We start from the raw sequence: 15847 nt of genomic DNA, 5'->3' as shown, positions 1-15847 counted from the left end.
GTCTCTCTCTTTGGCTTGAAAATCTAGGGCCTTATGGCAGGGCGGCGAGGACCTGTGCAACCGCCAGGTCTTGCAGATTTGGCGCGCGCAGAATGATGGGCCAGCCGCCATCGGGGCCGCGCGGGGCGGTGAGCGCCGGGTCGGAGGCGGCGGAAAACAGCGCGATGCAGCGCACACCGAGCGCGGCGGCCAGATGCATCGGCCCGGTATCGTTGCCAATGGCCAGCGCCGCGCCCCGGAATACGCTGGCGAGCTGGAAGAAATCCGTGCGCCCGGTGAGGTCGATGCCGCCGATCGCCCGCGCCAGATCGTGCTCCCCGGCGGTGCCGACCACCACCACCGGCATCCCCAGCCCGCGCGCCACCTCGGCGAATTTCTCCGCCGGAAAGCGCTTCTCGGGCCGGTGCGGGGCGGCGCCGGGCACCAGCACGGCATAGCGCGCGGGCAGGCAGAAACCGGAGACATCGCCCGCCAGCCAGGAGAGGTCGGGCGGCGGCAGCGTGACGATCCCGGCATCGCGCAACTGGCCTTCCAGCCGCTCACGGGTATGGATAAAATCGCGCCGCGCATCGCGGTGCGGCAGGGCGCAGCCCCTGGCAACGCCCGACCAGCGCGGCCGCCCGGCCAGGGCGAAATAGCGCGAGGAGCGGCCGGAGGTTTGCAGATCATAAACGAGGTCGAACCCGGCGAGCTGCCGCTTCAGCCGCCACAACCCGGGCAGGTTCCCCCCTTCCGGCTTGGCGTCCACCCGCACCTCGTCAAACCATGGGGAAGCGCCGAGCAGCCCGGCATAAGGGCGGGTGGTGAGCAGCGTGATGCGCGCCCCCAGATGCGCGGCCCGGATCGCCGCCATCGCCGGAAAAGCCAGCACGATATCGCCAAAGGCGCCGTGCTTGATCACCAGCACCTTCACCCCAGCAGCTCCGCATACACGTTGAGCAGGCGCGTCTGCATCACTGGCAGCGAGAAACTGCGCACGATATGCGCCCGCGCCTGCTGCCCGAACTCGATGCGCGCCTGCGCCGGCATCTCCAAAATCGCGTCCAGCATGGCGGCCAGGGCGGCGGCGTTGCCGGGCGGCACCAAAAAGCCGCTCTGCCCGTCCAGCACCGTCTCGCGAGCGCCGCCATGGTCGGCGGCCACCACCACGCGGCCCATCGCCTGCGCCTCGACGATGGTGCGCCCGAACGCCTCGGGCTTGGTCGAGCAATTCACCACCACATCGGCCAGCATCATCGCCGCGGGCACATCCTCGACATGCCCGGTCAAGCGCAGCCGCGCCCCCACGCCCAGCGTTTCGGCCAGGCGCATCAGGCTGGCGGTATAAGCCCCGCGCCCCTGGTCGGAGCCCACGAGAACGCCCAGCACCTCCTGGTTGCGCATCTTGGCGAGCGCCTCGATGAACAGTTTCTGCCCTTTCCAGCCGGTTAGCCGCCCCGGCAGCACCACCGTGGGCTGCCCGGAATCGGCCCGCCATGCCCGCGCCAGCTTCACCGCGCGGTCGCCCAGCACGGTGGCGGGGTCGAACACCGCGGTATCCACACCGCCATGGATCACCCGCACCCTCTCCTCGCCCACGCCATAGCGCGCGCCGATCAGTTCCGCCACGTAATGGCTCACCGCGATCACCCGGTCCCCGCGCGCCATCACCTGGTTATAGCGGCGCTTCAGCCCGTTCTGCTCGCCGTAAACGCCATGATACGTGGTCACGAACGGGATCTTGCGCCGCCGCGCCGCGTGATAGGCTGACCAGGCCGGCGCGCGGGAATGCGCGTGGATCAAATCCACCTCGTTTTCCTCGATCACCTCTTCCAGCCGCCGGATATTGCGCCAGATGCCGAGCGGGCTCTTGGCGTCGAGCGGCAGCCGCACGAGCTCGGCCCCGGCCCGCGTGGCCAGCGCCGCCAGCGGCCCGGGGGCGGCGGCGATCAGCGCGCGGTGCCCGCTCAGATGCACAGCCGCCGCGCCTTCCACCGCCACACGCTCCGCCCCGCCCATGCCAAGTTGCGGCAGTACCTGGAGAATCGTCAGCCGTCGAGTATTCATGAGCGGGCTATCAGCGATTCAGGGGGGAATGACAATGCCAAAACTCAGCCGCGAGCCGGGGATCGATCTGGCCTATGAATACCTCCCCGGCGCCGGGCCGGTGGTGGTGTTCTGCCCCGGCTTCGCCTCGGACATGGCGGGCACCAAAGCCCTGGCGCTGGAGGAAATCTGCCGCCACGACCGCCAGGCCATGCTGCGCTTCGACTATTCCGGCCATGGCCAATCCGGCGGCAAATTCATCGAGGGCAGCATCGGCGCCTGGGCCGAGGACGCCGCCTTCATCATCGAACAAGTGGTGCCGGAGCAGGAGGTGATCCTGGTCGGGTCCTCGATGGGCGGGTGGATCGCCCTGTTGCTCGCCATGCGCCTGCAAGCCCGGCTGCGCGGGCTGCTGCTCATCGCCCCCGCGCCCGATTTCACCGAGACGCTGATCCGCGAGGAACTCACACCCGCACAGCTCGACACGCTGCGCCGCGAGGGCGTGCTCCACCGCCCCTCGGAATATGGCGAGCCGCTGCCGCTCACCTGGCACTTGCTGGAGGAAGGCCGGGCGCATCTGCTGCTGCACGCGCCGCTGCCCATCGCGGGGCCAGTGCGCATCCTGCACGGCATGCAGGATGCCGATGTGCCCTGGCGGCTCAGCCTGACCCTGGCCGAGCGGCTGGAAACCCCGGATGTGCGCCTCACCTTCGTGAAGGATGGCGACCACCGGCTCTCGCGCCCGCAGGATCTGGCGCTATTGATCGCGGCGCTGCGTGCGCTCCTCGCGCAGAATGGCGGCTAAGCCCTCGCGGTAGCTGGGGTAGCGCCAAGCGATTCCGAGCGCCGCCTTGGTCCGGGCCGCGCTCACCTTGCGGTTTTCGGCCCAGAAACTGCGCGCCATGGGCGACATGCCCTGCACCGCCTGCTCATAGGGCACGGGTGGCGGCGGCGCCATGCCCAGCAACCGCGCGGCCTCAACCACCACATCGGCGCTGGCGGCGGGTTCGTCGTCGGCGAAGTTGAAAATGCCGGTGGCCGCGCGCGCCATCGCGGCGCACACGCCCTGGGCGATGTCGTCACGATGGATGCGCCCGAATACATGCCCCGGCTTGACCACGCGCCGCCCCTGCCCGGCGCGCAGATCGTCGAACATCGAGCGTCCGGGGCCGTAAATCCCGGCCAGCCGGAAAATGGCGAGCGGTTTGCCAAGCGCCGCCCAGGCCTGCTCCGCCGCCACACGCCGGCGCGCGCGCGCGGAGCCTGGATTCACCGGCGTCGCCTCGTCCACCCAGGCGCCGCCGGCATCGCCATAGACGCCCGTGGTGGAGAGATAGCCCAGCCAGCGCAGATGCGGCGCGGCGGCGATGGCGGCGCGATAGCGCGCCAGCACCGGGTCGCCATCCTCATCCGGCGCGGCGGTGGCGATGAGATGCGTGGCGGCGGCAATGGCGGCCCCGGCGGCCGAAAACGGCACCAGCGCCACCCCCGGCTCCGGCGCGGCGCCCGCGCGCGTGGTGGCGGTAACGGCGTATCCGGCGGCAACAGCCGCGCGCGCGATCGCCCGGCCGGAATAGCCCAGCCCGAAGATCAGCAGCGTGCCGGGCGCGGTGTTCATCCGCCGGGCCTAGAAATCGAGATCGGCGTAATGCGGCGGCGGCGCGATGCCGGTCACCTTGTCGGCCAGCACGGCGCGGAAGGACGGGCGGCTCTTGATCCGCGCATACCAATCCTTGGCCGCGGGCGAGGCCGACCAGTCCACATCGCCGATATAATCGAGCGCCGAGAGCTGCGCCGCGGCGGCGAAATCGGCCAGCGACAGATTGGCCCCGGCCAGCCAGCGCCGATGCTCCGCCAGCCAGCCGATATACACCAGATGCTGCTTGAGATTGGCATAGCCCGCGCGCAGCGCGTTGGCGTCCGGCGGGCCGATCTTCAGCGCCTGCTTCATGGTCTTTTCCCAGAGCAGATGGCGCGTGACCTCGGAATGGAATTTCTCATCGAACCAGGCGACGAGGCGGCGGGTCTCCACCCGCTCGGGCATCACCTTGCTGAGCAGCGGCGTCTCTGGATAGGCTTCCTCCAGATACTCGCAGATCACCCGCGAATCGGGGATCACCAGCCCGTTATCCTCGACCAGCGTCGGCACGGTGCAGGCGGGGTTGAGTTCCAGATAATCCGGCTGACGGTCCCACACCTTCTCCACCCGCAATTCGAATGGCAGGCGCTTTTCCGCCATCACCAGACGCACCTTGCGCGAATAGGGGGAGAGCGGGAGGTGATAAAGGACTCGCATAGGCGCTTTATGCCACCGGCGCCGCCATGCTGAAAGGCGGCGCCGGTGGATAAATCTCAGGCCCGTGCGGCCTCGGCGGCCTCGTCCAGCGGCACCGGCAGGTACTTGACGTACTCCTTCGGCACCACCTGCCAGAAATTCTGGAATTCGCGGTTCCAGTCATTCAGCAGCGTCGCGGCGTAGCGGCTCTCGGTTTCCTGCACATGGCGCTCGACCAGCTCCTTCAGCACGCCCGCCCAATGCGCCGAGGCCACGCGCTGCCAGCGCAGCGTGTCCGGGTTCACGCGCAGTTCGAAGGTCTTGTGCGGGTCGTAGACGAAGGCCACGCCGCCGGTGAAGCCGGCGCCGAAATTATCGCCCACCTCACCCAGCACCACCACCGTGCCGCCGGTCATGTATTCGCAGCCATTGGAGCCAATGCCCTCGACCACCGCCGTCGCGCCCGAGTTACGCACCGCGAAACGCTCACCCGCGCGCCCGGCCGCGAACAACTCGCCCGAGGTGGCGCCATACAGCACGGTGTTGCCGATGATCGTGTTCTCGTTGGTCTTGAGCTTGGAGGACGGCCCGGTGCGCACCACGATCATGCCGCCCGAAAGCCCCTTGCCCACGTAGTCGTTGGCGTCGCCGAACACTTCCAGCTTCAGCCCGCGCACCGCGAAGGCGCCGAGCGACTGCCCGGCCGAGCCGCGCAGACGCACCGTCACATGGTCCGGCTGCAGCTTGGCCTTGCGGTATTTGGCCACGATCTGCGAGCTGAACTTGGTGCCGATGGCGCGATGCGTGTTGCGGATATTGTACTGCAACTGCATCTTCTCGCCGCTCATGAAAAACGGCTCGGCGTCCTCGATCATCTGCGCGTCCAGCGTCTCCGGCACCTCGTTGCGGCCCTCGCGGGTGCAATAGCGCGCGAAGGGGCCGGGGTCGGCCTGGGCCAGGATCGGGTTGAGGTCGAGGTCGTCGAGATAATCGGCGCCGCGCGAGACCTGATGCAGCAGGTCGGTGCGGCCGATGATCTCCTTGAGCGACTTGAAGCCGAGCGAGGCCAGGATCTCGCGCACTTCCTCGGCCACGAAGGAGAACAGGTTGATCACCTTCTCCGGCGAGCCCTCGAACTTCTTGCGCAGCGCCTCATCCTGCGTGCACACGCCCACCGGGCAGGTGTTGGAGTGGCACTGGCGCACCATGATGCAGCCCATCGCCACCAGCGAGGCCGTGCCGATGCCGTATTCCTCGGCGCCCAGCATGGCGGCGATCACCACGTCGCGCCCGGTCTTGATGCCGCCATCGGTACGCAGCACCACCTGATGGCGCAGGCGGTTGAGCATCAGCACCTGATGCGTCTCCGAGAGCCCCATCTCCCACGGCATGCCCGCATATTTGATGGAGGATTGCGGCGACGCGCCGGTGCCGCCGACATGGCCGGAGACCAGAATGGCGTCGGCCTTGGCCTTGGCCACGCCCGCGGCGATGGTGCCGATGCCAGAGCGCGAGACCAGCTTTACGCACACCGTGGCGCGCGGGTTGATCTGCTTGAGGTCGTAGATGAGCTGCGCCAGATCCTCGATCGAATAGATGTCGTGATGCGGCGGCGGAGAGATCAGCGTCACCCCTGGCGTGGAGTGACGCAGCTTGGCGATGAGTTCGGTCACCTTGAAGCCCGGCAGCTGCCCGCCCTCGCCGGGCTTGGCGCCCTGCGCGACCTTGATCTCGATCTCCTTGCAGTCGTTCAGATATTCGGCGGTGACGCCAAAACGCCCCGAGGCGATCTGCTTGATGGCGCTGGAAGCGTTGTCGCCATTCGGGCGCGGCTCGGCGCGCGCGGGGTCTTCGCCGCCCTCGCCGGAATCGGAGCGCGCGCCGATGCGGTTCATCGCGATCGAGAGCGTCTCATGTGCCTCCGGGCTGAGCGCGCCGAGCGAGATGCCCGGCGCCAGCAGCTTCTTGCGGATCTCGGTGATGCTCTCGACCTCGTCCACCGAGATCGGGCTCAGCCCGTCGCGCCGGAAATCCAGCAGGTCGCGCAGCGCGATCGGCTTCTGCTTGCGCACCATCTCGGTATATTTCTTGTAGGTCTTGTACGAGCCGGTGCCGACCGCGGTTTGCAGCAGATGAATCGCGTTATTGTCGAGCGCGTGCGCCTCGCCGGTGCGGCGCAGGCGGTATTGCCCGCCAATATCCAGCGGCACCACATTGCCGCTCCAGGCGGCTTTGTGCAGTTCCAGCACCTCATGCGCGATGCCGGGCAGACCGATGCCGGAAATGCGCGAGGGCATGCCGGGGAAGAACTCACCCACCAGCGCGCGCGAGAGCCCGATGGCCTCGAAATTATAGCCGCCGCGATAGGAGGAGATGACGGAGATGCCGAGCTTGGACATCACCTTCAGCAGCCCCTTATCCACCGCCTTCTTATAGCGGCTCACCGCCTCCTTCAGCGTGACGCTGCCAAACAGCCCGCGCGCATGGCGGTCCGCGATGCATTCCTGCGCCAGATAGGCGTTGACCGTGGTGGCGCCCACGCCGACCAGCACCGCGAAATAATGCACGTCGAGGCACTCGGCCGCGCGCACGTTGAGCGAGGTGAAGGTGCGCAGCGATTGCCGCACGAGATGCGTATGCACCGCGCCCGTGGCCAGGATCATCGGGATCGGCGCGCGCTCGGGGCTCATCGCCTCATCGGTGAGGATGACATGGGTGCAGCCCGCGCGCACGCCCTCCTCGGCCTCGCGGCGGATGCGCTCGATGGCGCGGCGCAGCCCGCCCTCGCCATTGGCGACCTTGAAGGTGCAATCCACCACGCAGGCGGAGGCGCCCATGGTCTTGCGCATGGCGTCGAACTCAGCGGTGGAGAGCACCGGGCTTTCCAGCTGCAACAAATCGCATTGCTCGGCGTCCTCATCGAGCACGTTGCCGAGATTGCCGAGGCGCGTCTTCAGCGACATCACCCGCGTCTCGCGCAATGAGTCGATGGCCGGATTGGTGACCTGGCTGAAGCTCTGGCGGAAATAATGATGCAGCCCGCGATATTTGCTGGAGAGTACGGCGAGCGGCGCGTCGTCGCCCATCGAGCCGATGGCCTCCTGCGCGTCATCCACCATCGGGTGCAGGATCAGTTCCAGATCCTCCAGCGTGAAGCCCACGGCGAGCTGCCGGCGGCGCAGCGCCTCGGCGTCCAGCCGCACGGGCTCCGGCGCGTCGGTCTTCACGATATGGTCGATCACGGTAATGCGCTTCACCCAGGCGCCGAAATCCTGGCGTTCGGCCAGCATGTCCTTCACCTGCTCATCGGTGTAGAATTGCGCCTCGTTGAGATCGACGGCGATGGTCTGGCCAGGGCCGACCGCGCCCTTCTCGACGATATCCTCCTCATCGAGCTTCACCATGCCGGTCTCGGAGCCGACGATCAGCATCTTGTTGCGCGTGACCGAATAGCGCAGCGGGCGCAGCCCGTTGCGGTCCAGCCCGGCGATCACGAAACGGCCATCGGTGGCGGCCACGGCGGCGGGGCCGTCCCACGGCTCCATCACGGCGTTGCAATAAAGGAACAAATCCTTATGCGCCTGCTTCATCGTCGCGTCATTGGCGATGGAGGGCGGGATCATCAGCGCCTTCGCCATCGGCGCGTCGCGCCCGGCGCGCACCAGCAGCTCGAACACGTTGTCGAGCGCAGCGGTGTCCGACCCGCCATCCTGCACCACCGGCTTCACGTAATCGAGAAACTCGTTCAGCCCCTCGGCGGCCAGGCGCGTCTCGTGGCTCTTCATCCAGTTGATGTTGCCCGCCACGGTGTTGATCTCGCCATTATGCGCGAGCATGCGGAAGGGCTGCGCTAGCTTCCAGGTGGGGAAAGTGTTGGTCGAATAGCGCTGGTGATAAATGGCGAAGCGCGAGACGAAACGCTCATCCAGCAGGTCCGGGTAGAATTCCGTGAGGCTCTCGGCCAGGAACATGCCCTTATACACGATGCTGCGGCAAGACAGCGAGCAGATATACAGATCCGCGATCTGCGCCTCGATCGCCGCCTTCTCGATCTTGCGGCGGATCAGATACAGCTCGCGCTCAAACTCCTCCTCGGAGAGGCCGCGCGCGTTCCACAGCATGATCTGCTCGATCTCGGGGCGCGTCGCGTTCGCCTTCTCACCGATGCACTCGACATTGATTGGCACCTGGCGCCAGCCATAGATGCGGTAGCCGAAATTGAGAATCTCGGTCTCCACGATCTGGCGGCAGCGCTCCTGCGCTGCCAGATCAGTCTTGGGCAGAAACACCATGCCCACCGCGATCGGCCCCTCGCGCAGACGGTCGCCGCCGCGCTTGACCTCTGCGGCGAAGAAATCCTGCGGGATCTCGATATGGATGCCCGCGCCGTCGCCGGTCTTGCCATCGGCATCCACGGCGCCGCGGTGCCACACGGCCTTCAGCGCGTCGATGCCGGCCTGCACGATGTCGCGGCGCTTCTTGCCGTCCAGCGCGGCGACCAAGCCGACGCCGCACGCGTCATGCTCCATCGCGGGGGTATAGGTCTCGCGCAGGATCTGCTTGTTCTTGTCCCAGGCGGCGAGGAATTCAGGGGCGGTTTCGTGGTTCATGATGGTCTTACTCCGCGGCTTCCGCCTGGGTGGCGGCAGTGAAATGCTTGTGGATGGCGGCGGCGGCATCGCGCCCGTCGCGGATCGCCCAAACGACCAGCGAGGCGCCACGCACAATATCGCCCGCGGCGAACACGCCGGGCAGCGAGGTTTCAAACGTGCGGGGGTTCACCTTCAGCGTGCCCCAATTTGTGAGGGCGAGCTGCGGCTCGTTGAACGCGCCGGGGAGATCCTCGGGGTCGAAGCCGAGCGCCTTGATCACCAGATCGGCCTTGATGGTGAAGGACGATCCCTCGATCGGCTCCACCGATTGGCGGCCGGAGGCGTCGGTCAGGCCAAGATGCATCTTCACCGCGCGCACGCCGGTGACCTGCGTATCGCCCAGGAAGGCCTCTGGCGCGGCGAGCCAGGTGAAGGTCACGCCCTCCTCCTCGGCATTCTTCACCTCGCGCAGCGAGCCCGGCATATTCTGCCTGTCGCGGCGATACAGGCAGGTGACCGATTTCGCATCCTGGCGGATGGCGGTGCGCACACAATCCATCGCCGTGTCGCCGCCGCCGATCACCACCACATCCTTGCCCTTGGCGTCATACAGCCCGGAATCAAATTCCGGCACGGCGTCGCCCAGGCCCTGGCGATTAGACGTGATAAGGTAATCGAGCGCGCGCACAATGCCCGGCAGCCCCGCACCCGGCCCGCCAATCTCGCGCGCCTTGTATACGCCGGTGGCGATCAGCACCGCCTGGTGCTTCTTGCGCAGTTCGGCAAAAGTAATGGCGCCGCCGATATCGGCGTTGAGCACGAATTTCACGCCGCCTTCCTCCAGCCACTTCCAGCGACGGAGCACGATCTCCTTCTCCAGCTTGAAGCCGGGGATGCCGTAGATCAGCAGCCCGCCGACACGGTCATGGCGGTCATACACCGTCACCTTATAGCCGTTGCGGCGCAGCGCCTCGGCGGCGGCGAGGCCCGCCGGGCCGGCGCCGATGATGGCGACATGCTCGGCCCGCTCCTGCGCCGGGCGGATCGGCTTGACCCAGCCCTGATCGAAGGCGGTGTCGGTGACATAGCGCTCCACCGCGCCGATGGTGACCGATTCGAAGCCTTTCTCGATCACGCAATTGCCTTCGCAGAGGCGGTCCTGCGGGCAGATGCGGCCGCAGATCTCGGGGAAGGTGTTGGTGGCCGAGGACAGCTCATACGCCTCCTCCAGCCGGCCCTCGGCGGTCAGCTTCAGCCAGTCGGGGATGTTGTTGCCGAGCGGGCAATTCACCGAGCAGAACGGAATGCCGCATTGCGAGCAGCGGCTGGCCTGGGCAGCGGCGGCGTCCGGCGCGAATTCCTCGTAGATTTCGTGGAAATCCTCGCGCCGGTCAGCGGCAGCGCGTTTCTCCGGCGTCTGCTGCGGCAGGGAGATGAATTTCAGCATGCGCTCGGCCATGACTCCGCCTCGTGAAAAACGGGGCGGCACCATTATGCGCCGCCCTCGGGTTGAATGCCGGAGCGTATTAACTGCGTTTTTGGCGGATTACCAGCGATTTCTTCACATTATGACAGCTATAATGTCGTATTATTCAAAATCCGGCGGATTTGGTTGAGTTTGATCGCGTCCTACTGGCAATACTGGGGCGCGTTCCGGACCTATTCCCAAAAAACCGCCTCTGGGCCTTTGCCCCCCTCGCGGTAGCGGGCCAGATATTGCGGCACCACCATCGCCATCGGCGTCGGTGCGATGCCCAGGCTCTCCAACCCCAGCGCGCCGGGGGCAACGACATTATCCCGCTCCAGCAGCGTGATCTGGTCATTGGTCAGCAGCTTGCCGGGCAGACGCTCCAGCAACGCGGCCTGCGCCCGCGCCAGCCCCACCGGCATATCCCAGATCGCGCAATGGCGGCCGGTCAGGCGCAGCATCAGCCGCAGCAGATCGATGAAACGCGCCACCTCCGGCCCGCCCAGCTCAAATGTCCGTCCGGCCTGCCCGTCCAGCCCGGCGAGCACCGCATCCGCCACATCGCCCACGTAAACCGGCTGGAATTTCGTCGCCCCGTGCACGATCGGCAGCACCGGTAGCACCTGCGCCATGGCAGCGAAGCGGTTGAAAAATCCGTCCTCGGAGCCAAACACGATGGAGGGGCGCAGGATCACCGCCCCCGGAAACGCCGCCCGCACCGCCACCTCGCCCAGCCCCTTGCTGCGCGCATACAGGCTGGCGCTGGCCGCGTCGGCGCCGATGGCGGAAACATGCACCAGCCGCGCCACGCCGGACGCCGCCGCCAGCCGGGCGATTCGCCCCGCCCCCTCGGTATGCGCGCGGTCGAAATCGCCCTTGCGCGATTCGGCGAGAATCCCGACCAGATTTACCGCCAGTTCAGCCCCGGCCAGCGCCCGCGCCGCCGCGGCTTCGTTGCCCACCGGCGCGTAGAGCGGCACGATCTGCGCCACCCCGCCGAGCGGCTGCAATTGTTTGGCCGATTCGGTGTCCCGCACGGCGACGCGCACGAGGTAGCCCCGGTCCGCCAGTCGCTGCACCACATACCGCCCCAAAAACCCGGAGCCGCCGAAAACAACAGCAATTTTCCGTTCCGCGCCCATCCCGACCCTCCGTGTTTGCAATGCGCCGATCCTAGGCTCGTGCGTTTTCTCGCTCAAGCGGAGTTGACGCGGCTCTCCCGGCAGATTAAACGCCCGTCCCACGATGCTTCGGCATCGCCGCTCCCTCCGGATAGCAGCCGGGCGGCGCGAAAAATGGCAAGCCCAGGTGGCGGAATTGGTAGACGCACTAGCTTCAGGTGCTAGCGCTCGCAAGGGCGTGGAGGTTCGAGTCCTCTCCTGGGCACCATTTTTCCTCAAAAATTCAAGGTGAAAACATGAACGGGATCACGCTGCACCAGCACGATCTTCCGGCGGGGCTCGATCTTGGCCCGGTCGTGGCCATCGACACCGAGACGATGGGCCTCGACCCGCGGCGCGACCGGCTCTGCCTCGTGCAGCTCTCCTCGGGCGATGGCACGGCGCATCTGGTGCAGATCATCCCCCCCGCGCTCGGCGGGCGCGGCGCGGATTGCCCGAACCTGAAAGCCCTGCTCACCAACCCCAACGTGACCAAGCTGTTCCATTTCGCGCGGTTCGACATCGCGGCGATCGAGAACGGCCTCGGCGTCGTCACCGCGCCGGTGATCTGCACCAAGATCGCCTCCAAGCTGGTGCGTACCTATACCGACCGCCACGGGCTGAAGGATCTCTGCCGCGACCTCGCCGGGGTGGAAATCTCCAAGCAGCAGCAGACCTCCGATTGGGGCGCGCTCAACCTCACCGCAGAGCAGCTCACCTACGCGGCGTCGGACGTGTTACATCTGCACAAGATCTGGGAGCGGCTGCGGGCGCTGCTGGAGCGCGAAAACCGCCTCGCCATCGCCCAGGCGGCGTATGATTTCCTGCCCACCCGCGCCAAGCTGGACCTGCTTGGCTATGAAGAGCCCGACCTGTTCGCGCATTAACCGGCAAGCTGGGTTGTCAAGGTCATGGTTGACCGCAACCGCGCGGCTCTTCATATCTCCGCCATGAATTCTGGCGACACCACCCTGCCCAACACTCACGCGCCGCGCGCGCCCCAGGGCGCCGATGATCTCGCCATCGCCCGAGACGTGCTGGCCACGGAAGCGGCGGCGCTCAACGCGCTGGCTTCGTCGCTGGGCGCGCCGTTCATTGCCGCCGTTGAGGCCCTGCTCAACATCACGGGCCGCGTCGTCGTCACCGGCATGGGCAAGTCCGGCCATGTGGCGCGCAAGATCGCGGCGACCATGGCCTCCACCGGCACCCCCGCGCTGTTTGTGCACCCAGCCGAGGCCGCGCATGGCGATCTCGGCATGATCGTGCGCGGCGACGCCGTGATCGCGCTCTCCAATTCCGGCGAGGCGCAGGAACTGGCTGCGATCGTTGGCCACGCCCATCGCTTCGGCCTGCCGCTGATCGCCATAACCTCCAAGGCCGAGAGCACGCTGGGCCAGGCGGGCGACATCCTGCTGCAACTCCCCCCGGCGCCCGAGGCCGGGCCGATCGGCCTCGCCCCCACCACCTCCACCACCTTGCAGATGGCGCTAGGCGACGCCCTGGCCGTGGCGCTGCTCGCCCGGCGCGGCTTCACCGCCACCGATTTCCGCAGCTTCCACCCCGGCGGCAAGCTGGGCGCGCGGCTCAAGCGCGTGCGCGAGCTGATGCATAAAGAGGATGAGCTGCCCCTGGTCGCCCCCGGCATCACCATGGACAAGGCGCTCATCACCATGACCGCCAAACGCTTCGGCCTGCTGGGCGTGGTGGACGCGCAGCACCGGCTGTTGGGCGTGGTCACCGATGGCGACCTGCGCCGGGCGATGAGCCCGGATTTGCTCTGCCGCCCGGTCGAAGAGATCATGAACCGCTCCCCCAAGACCATCGCCCCCGAAGCGCTGGCCGAGGATGCGCTACGCGAGATGAACGCCCCCACCCGCCCTGTTACCGCCTTATTTGTGGTCGATGAGGCGAATATGGTGCGCGGAATTCTGCATATTCATGATCTGCTGCGGGCGGGCTTCGTATGAGCCCCCTCACCCGCCAGAACCTGATCGACAGTATCCGCCGTCACGACGCGGAAAATCCGGCCGCGCTGGCGCGCCGGGGTGCGCGCGTGGCGCTGCTGAAGAAGCTGCTGCCCGTGGCCGCGGCGCTGCTGCTGGTGGCCCTGGCCCTGGCGCCGTATTGGCGCTCCGGGCCGGATGCCGACCGCGTCTCCTACCATGTGCAGCCCGGCACCGCCGACACCCCGTCCTCCCGCCTGCTCGGCGTTAAATACCGGGGCACCGACCAGAACGGCCAGCCCTTCACCGTTACCGCCGACAGCGCGGTGGAGACCGACGGCAACAACGTGACCCTGACCGCCCCGGAGGGTGACATCACCCTTAAATCTGGCGCGTGGCTGATGGTGAAAGCCGATTCCGGGCTCTATCACCCGAAGACCGACACGCTGACACTGACCAATAACGTCACGCTCTACCGCAATGACGGCACCACCCTGAACACCACGGCCGCCGATGTCGATCTGCACGCCGGCACGGCCGCCTCCACCAGCCCCGTGCAGGTTCAGGGGCCGTTTGGCACCCTCGCCGCCGCCAACGGCTTCACCGTCACCGGGCATGGCGCGCAGATCACCTTTAACGGCCCGGCCACGCTGACCCTGATGCAGGCGCAATGAAATATCTGCTGTTTCCGCTGGCGGCGCTGCTCGCCACCCCCGCCGCCGCGCAAAACCTCGACCTCGGCGGCAAGCCGGGCGCCCCGCCCCAGCCGGTGCAAATCAGCGCCAGCGGCGCCATCACATGGTCGCAGGATGCCCAGACCGTTACCGCCACGGGCGGCGCCAGGGCGGTGCGCGGCGATGTCACCGTCGTCGCCGACGAATTGGTGGCGCATTACCGCAAGAAGCCGGACGCGGCGCCATCCGCCACCCAGCCGGCGCCCGCCGAATCGCTGGCGCAAGGCGGCGGGCAGCTCTACGAGCTGGAAGCCGTCGGCCATGTGCACATCTACACCGCCACCGACAATGCCTGGGGCGACCGCGCGGTTTACAGCATGGATGATCAGGTGCTGGTGCTCACCGGCGGCGCGCTCAAGCTCACCACCCCGCAAGACACCATCACCGCGCGAGAATCGGTGGAGTATTACTCCGCCAAACACATGGCGGTGGCACGCGGCAACGCCACCATCACCACCGATAACGGCCGCTCGATCGCAGCCGATGTCATCACCGGCTATCTCGCCGCCAGCCCCCAGCCCGCCGCGGGCGGCGCGCCGGGTCTGGCCGATACCGGGCAGCTGGAAAAGGTCGAAGCCGTGGGCCATGTCGTCATCCATACCGGCACCGACACGGCGACCGGCGATTCCGGTGTCTATCTGCCTCCCACGGGCGAGGCGCGGCTCGGCGGCAATGTGCATATCATCCACGGCCCGAACGAACTCGCCGGAGGCGATGCGCTGGTGAATATGAAGACTGGCGTCGCCACGCTGCTCGCCTCGCCGGGCGGGCAGGTCTCGGGCGTGATCGTGCCCGGCTCGGGCGGAGCCACGCCATGAGCGCCGCCGCCTCTCTCCCGGCGCAGGCCGGGCTGGTCGCCACCGGGCTTGGCAAGCAGTATAAAAAGCGCCCGGTGGTGCGGAATGTCTCGCTCGCGGTCAAGCGCGGCGAGGCCGTCGGCCTGCTCGGCCCCAATGGCGCTGGCAAGACCACGACGTTTTATATGATCGTCGGCCTGATCGCGCCCGATAGCGGCACCATCTCGCTCGACGGCGCCGAGATCTCCAGCCTGCCCATGTATCGCCGCGCGCGCCTGGGCATCGGCTATCTGCCGCAGGAGGCCAGCGTGTTCCGCGGCCTCACCGTCGAGCAAAACATCATGGCCGTGCTCGACGTGGTGGAGCCAGACCGCGACAAGCGCGAGGATATTCTGGCCGCGCTGCTGGCCGAATTCAGCATCTCGCATCTGCGCCGCACCCCGGCCCTGGCCCTCTCGGGCGGCGAGCGCCGCCGGGTCGAGATCGCCCGCGCCCTGGCCACCGGCCCCAATTACATCCTGCTCGACGAGCCGCTGGCCGGCATCGACCCAATCGCCGTGGCTGAGATCCGCGATCTCGTCTCGCATCTCAAGCATCGCGGCCTCGGCGTGCTGATCACCGACCATAACGTCCGCGAGACGCTGGAGATCATCGACCGCGCCTATATCCTCTATGATGGCCAGGTGCTGATGGAGGGCAACCCCGAGCAGGTGGTGGCGCATGAGGATGTGCGGCGCGTCTATCTCGGCGAGAAATTCAGCTTGTAAATCAAGCGCCTGGGCCGCCCTCCGGCAAGGCGGGCGATTTCCCATGCAGTTTCCGGGCCAAAATGCTTGGAATGCGGCTGAAAAGG

Annotated in this window: 13 protein-coding genes and 1 tRNA gene; 7 read left to right on the top strand and 7 right to left on the bottom strand. The window is 67.1% G+C overall.

The features are described from left to right. Nucleotides 1-31: 31 nt before the first annotated feature. Together LI953_RS00565 and LI953_RS00560 are read right to left on the bottom strand one after the other, a co-directional pair. Nucleotides 32-853 (bottom strand): glycosyltransferase family 9 protein, encoded by an 822-nt coding sequence (locus LI953_RS00565; RefSeq protein ID WP_227074219.1) that lies wholly within the window; start codon nucleotides 851-853, stop codon nucleotides 32-34. Nucleotides 854-909: 56 nt separating this feature from the next. Continuing rightward, on the bottom strand, nucleotides 910-2046 hold the full coding sequence (locus LI953_RS00560; RefSeq protein ID WP_227074020.1) for a glycosyltransferase family 4 protein: 1137 nt from the start codon (nucleotides 2044-2046) through the stop codon (nucleotides 910-912). A 34-nt stretch (nucleotides 2047-2080) separates the two neighbouring features. Between LI953_RS00560 and LI953_RS00555 the strand changes: the two genes are divergently transcribed. Then, on the top strand, nucleotides 2081-2830 hold the full coding sequence (locus LI953_RS00555) for a carboxylesterase (RefSeq protein WP_227074019.1): 750 nt from the start codon (nucleotides 2081-2083) through the stop codon (nucleotides 2828-2830). On the opposite strand, the gene LI953_RS00550 is transcribed toward LI953_RS00555, so the two are convergent. The 5 genes from LI953_RS00550 to LI953_RS00530 all read right to left on the bottom strand — a co-directional run bounded on the left by LI953_RS00550 (nucleotide 2783) and on the right by LI953_RS00530 (nucleotide 11502). Continuing rightward, entirely contained in the window at nucleotides 2783-3643 is an 861-nt protein-coding gene (locus LI953_RS00550) for an SDR family NAD(P)-dependent oxidoreductase (protein WP_227074018.1), read from the bottom strand. The two genes, LI953_RS00555 and LI953_RS00550, sit on opposite strands and share 48 nt — an antisense overlap. A gap of 9 nt (nucleotides 3644-3652) precedes the next feature. Beyond that, nucleotides 3653-4321, bottom strand: a complete 669-nt coding sequence (locus tag LI953_RS00545) for a glutathione S-transferase family protein (RefSeq protein ID WP_227074017.1) — start codon at nucleotides 4319-4321, stop codon at nucleotides 3653-3655. 56 nt (nucleotides 4322-4377) lie between these two features. After that, nucleotides 4378-8910 (bottom strand): glutamate synthase large subunit, encoded by a 4533-nt coding sequence (gene gltB, locus LI953_RS00540; RefSeq protein ID WP_227074016.1) that lies wholly within the window; start codon nucleotides 8908-8910, stop codon nucleotides 4378-4380. A 7-nt stretch (nucleotides 8911-8917) separates the two neighbouring features. Next, on the bottom strand, nucleotides 8918-10351 hold the full coding sequence (locus LI953_RS00535; protein WP_227074015.1) for an NAD(P)-dependent oxidoreductase: 1434 nt from the start codon (nucleotides 10349-10351) through the stop codon (nucleotides 8918-8920). Between the two features lie 200 nt (nucleotides 10352-10551). Next, entirely contained in the window at nucleotides 10552-11502 is a 951-nt protein-coding gene (locus LI953_RS00530) for a complex I NDUFA9 subunit family protein (protein ID WP_227074014.1), read from the bottom strand. Nucleotides 11503-11662: 160 nt separating this feature from the next. Between LI953_RS00530 and LI953_RS00525 the strand changes: the two genes are divergently transcribed. From LI953_RS00525 to lptB, 6 genes are all read left to right on the top strand, one after another. Further along, a tRNA-Leu gene (locus LI953_RS00525) sits at nucleotides 11663-11749 on the top strand. Between the two features lie 28 nt (nucleotides 11750-11777). Beyond that, nucleotides 11778-12407 (top strand): ribonuclease D, encoded by a 630-nt coding sequence (locus LI953_RS00520; RefSeq protein WP_227074013.1) that lies wholly within the window; start codon nucleotides 11778-11780, stop codon nucleotides 12405-12407. 63 nt (nucleotides 12408-12470) lie between these two features. Beyond that, nucleotides 12471-13487, top strand: a complete 1017-nt coding sequence (locus LI953_RS00515; RefSeq protein ID WP_227074218.1) for an SIS domain-containing protein — start codon at nucleotides 12471-12473, stop codon at nucleotides 13485-13487. Further along, nucleotides 13484-14137, top strand: coding sequence for an LPS export ABC transporter periplasmic protein LptC (gene lptC, locus LI953_RS00510; protein ID WP_227074012.1), 654 nt, complete (start codon nucleotides 13484-13486; stop codon nucleotides 14135-14137). Before LI953_RS00515 ends, lptC begins: the two co-directional genes overlap by 4 nt. After that, on the top strand, nucleotides 14134-15015 hold the full coding sequence (locus LI953_RS00505) for an LptA/OstA family protein (protein WP_227074011.1): 882 nt from the start codon (nucleotides 14134-14136) through the stop codon (nucleotides 15013-15015). The genes lptC and LI953_RS00505 overlap by 4 nt, the downstream gene beginning before the upstream one ends. Beyond that, nucleotides 15012-15761 (top strand): LPS export ABC transporter ATP-binding protein, encoded by a 750-nt coding sequence (gene lptB / locus LI953_RS00500; protein WP_227074010.1) that lies wholly within the window; start codon nucleotides 15012-15014, stop codon nucleotides 15759-15761. The genes LI953_RS00505 and lptB overlap by 4 nt, the downstream gene beginning before the upstream one ends. Nucleotides 15762-15847: the final 86 nt, after the last annotated feature.

Source organism: Acidocella sp. KAb 2-4 (genome assembly GCF_020567705.1).
Classification (GTDB): Bacteria; Pseudomonadota; Alphaproteobacteria; order Acetobacterales; family Acetobacteraceae; genus Acidocella.
Note: the sequence above shows the minus strand (reverse complement) of the source record. Positions and strands in the feature narration are given on the sequence as shown.

Excerpts from the sequence above, each read along its gene's own strand:
- LI953_RS00550 (WP_227074018.1), bottom strand. The coding sequence starts at position 3,643 with ATGAACACCGCGCCCGGCACGCTGCTGATCTTCGGGCTGGGCTATTCC.
- lptB (WP_227074010.1), top strand. The coding sequence starts at position 15,012 with ATGAGCGCCGCCGCCTCTCTCCCGGCGCAGGCCGGGCTGGTCGCCACC.
- LI953_RS00545 (WP_227074017.1), bottom strand. The coding sequence starts at position 4,321 with ATGCGAGTCCTTTATCACCTCCCGCTCTCCCCCTATTCGCGCAAGGTG.
- LI953_RS00515 (WP_227074218.1), top strand. The coding sequence starts at position 12,471 with ATGAATTCTGGCGACACCACCCTGCCCAACACTCACGCGCCGCGCGCG.
- LI953_RS00520 (WP_227074013.1), top strand. The coding sequence starts at position 11,778 with ATGAACGGGATCACGCTGCACCAGCACGATCTTCCGGCGGGGCTCGAT.
- lptC (WP_227074012.1), top strand. The coding sequence starts at position 13,484 with ATGAGCCCCCTCACCCGCCAGAACCTGATCGACAGTATCCGCCGTCAC.
- LI953_RS00560 (WP_227074020.1), bottom strand. The coding sequence starts at position 2,046 with ATGAATACTCGACGGCTGACGATTCTCCAGGTACTGCCGCAACTTGGC.
- LI953_RS00505 (WP_227074011.1), top strand. The coding sequence starts at position 14,134 with ATGAAATATCTGCTGTTTCCGCTGGCGGCGCTGCTCGCCACCCCCGCC.
- LI953_RS00555 (WP_227074019.1), top strand. The coding sequence starts at position 2,081 with ATGCCAAAACTCAGCCGCGAGCCGGGGATCGATCTGGCCTATGAATAC.
- LI953_RS00530 (WP_227074014.1), bottom strand. The coding sequence starts at position 11,502 with ATGGGCGCGGAACGGAAAATTGCTGTTGTTTTCGGCGGCTCCGGGTTT.
- LI953_RS00535 (WP_227074015.1), bottom strand. The coding sequence starts at position 10,351 with ATGGCCGAGCGCATGCTGAAATTCATCTCCCTGCCGCAGCAGACGCCG.
- gltB (WP_227074016.1), bottom strand. The coding sequence starts at position 8,910 with ATGAACCACGAAACCGCCCCTGAATTCCTCGCCGCCTGGGACAAGAAC.
- LI953_RS00565 (WP_227074219.1), bottom strand. The coding sequence starts at position 853 with ATGGCGGCGATCCGGGCCGCGCATCTGGGGGCGCGCATCACGCTGCTC.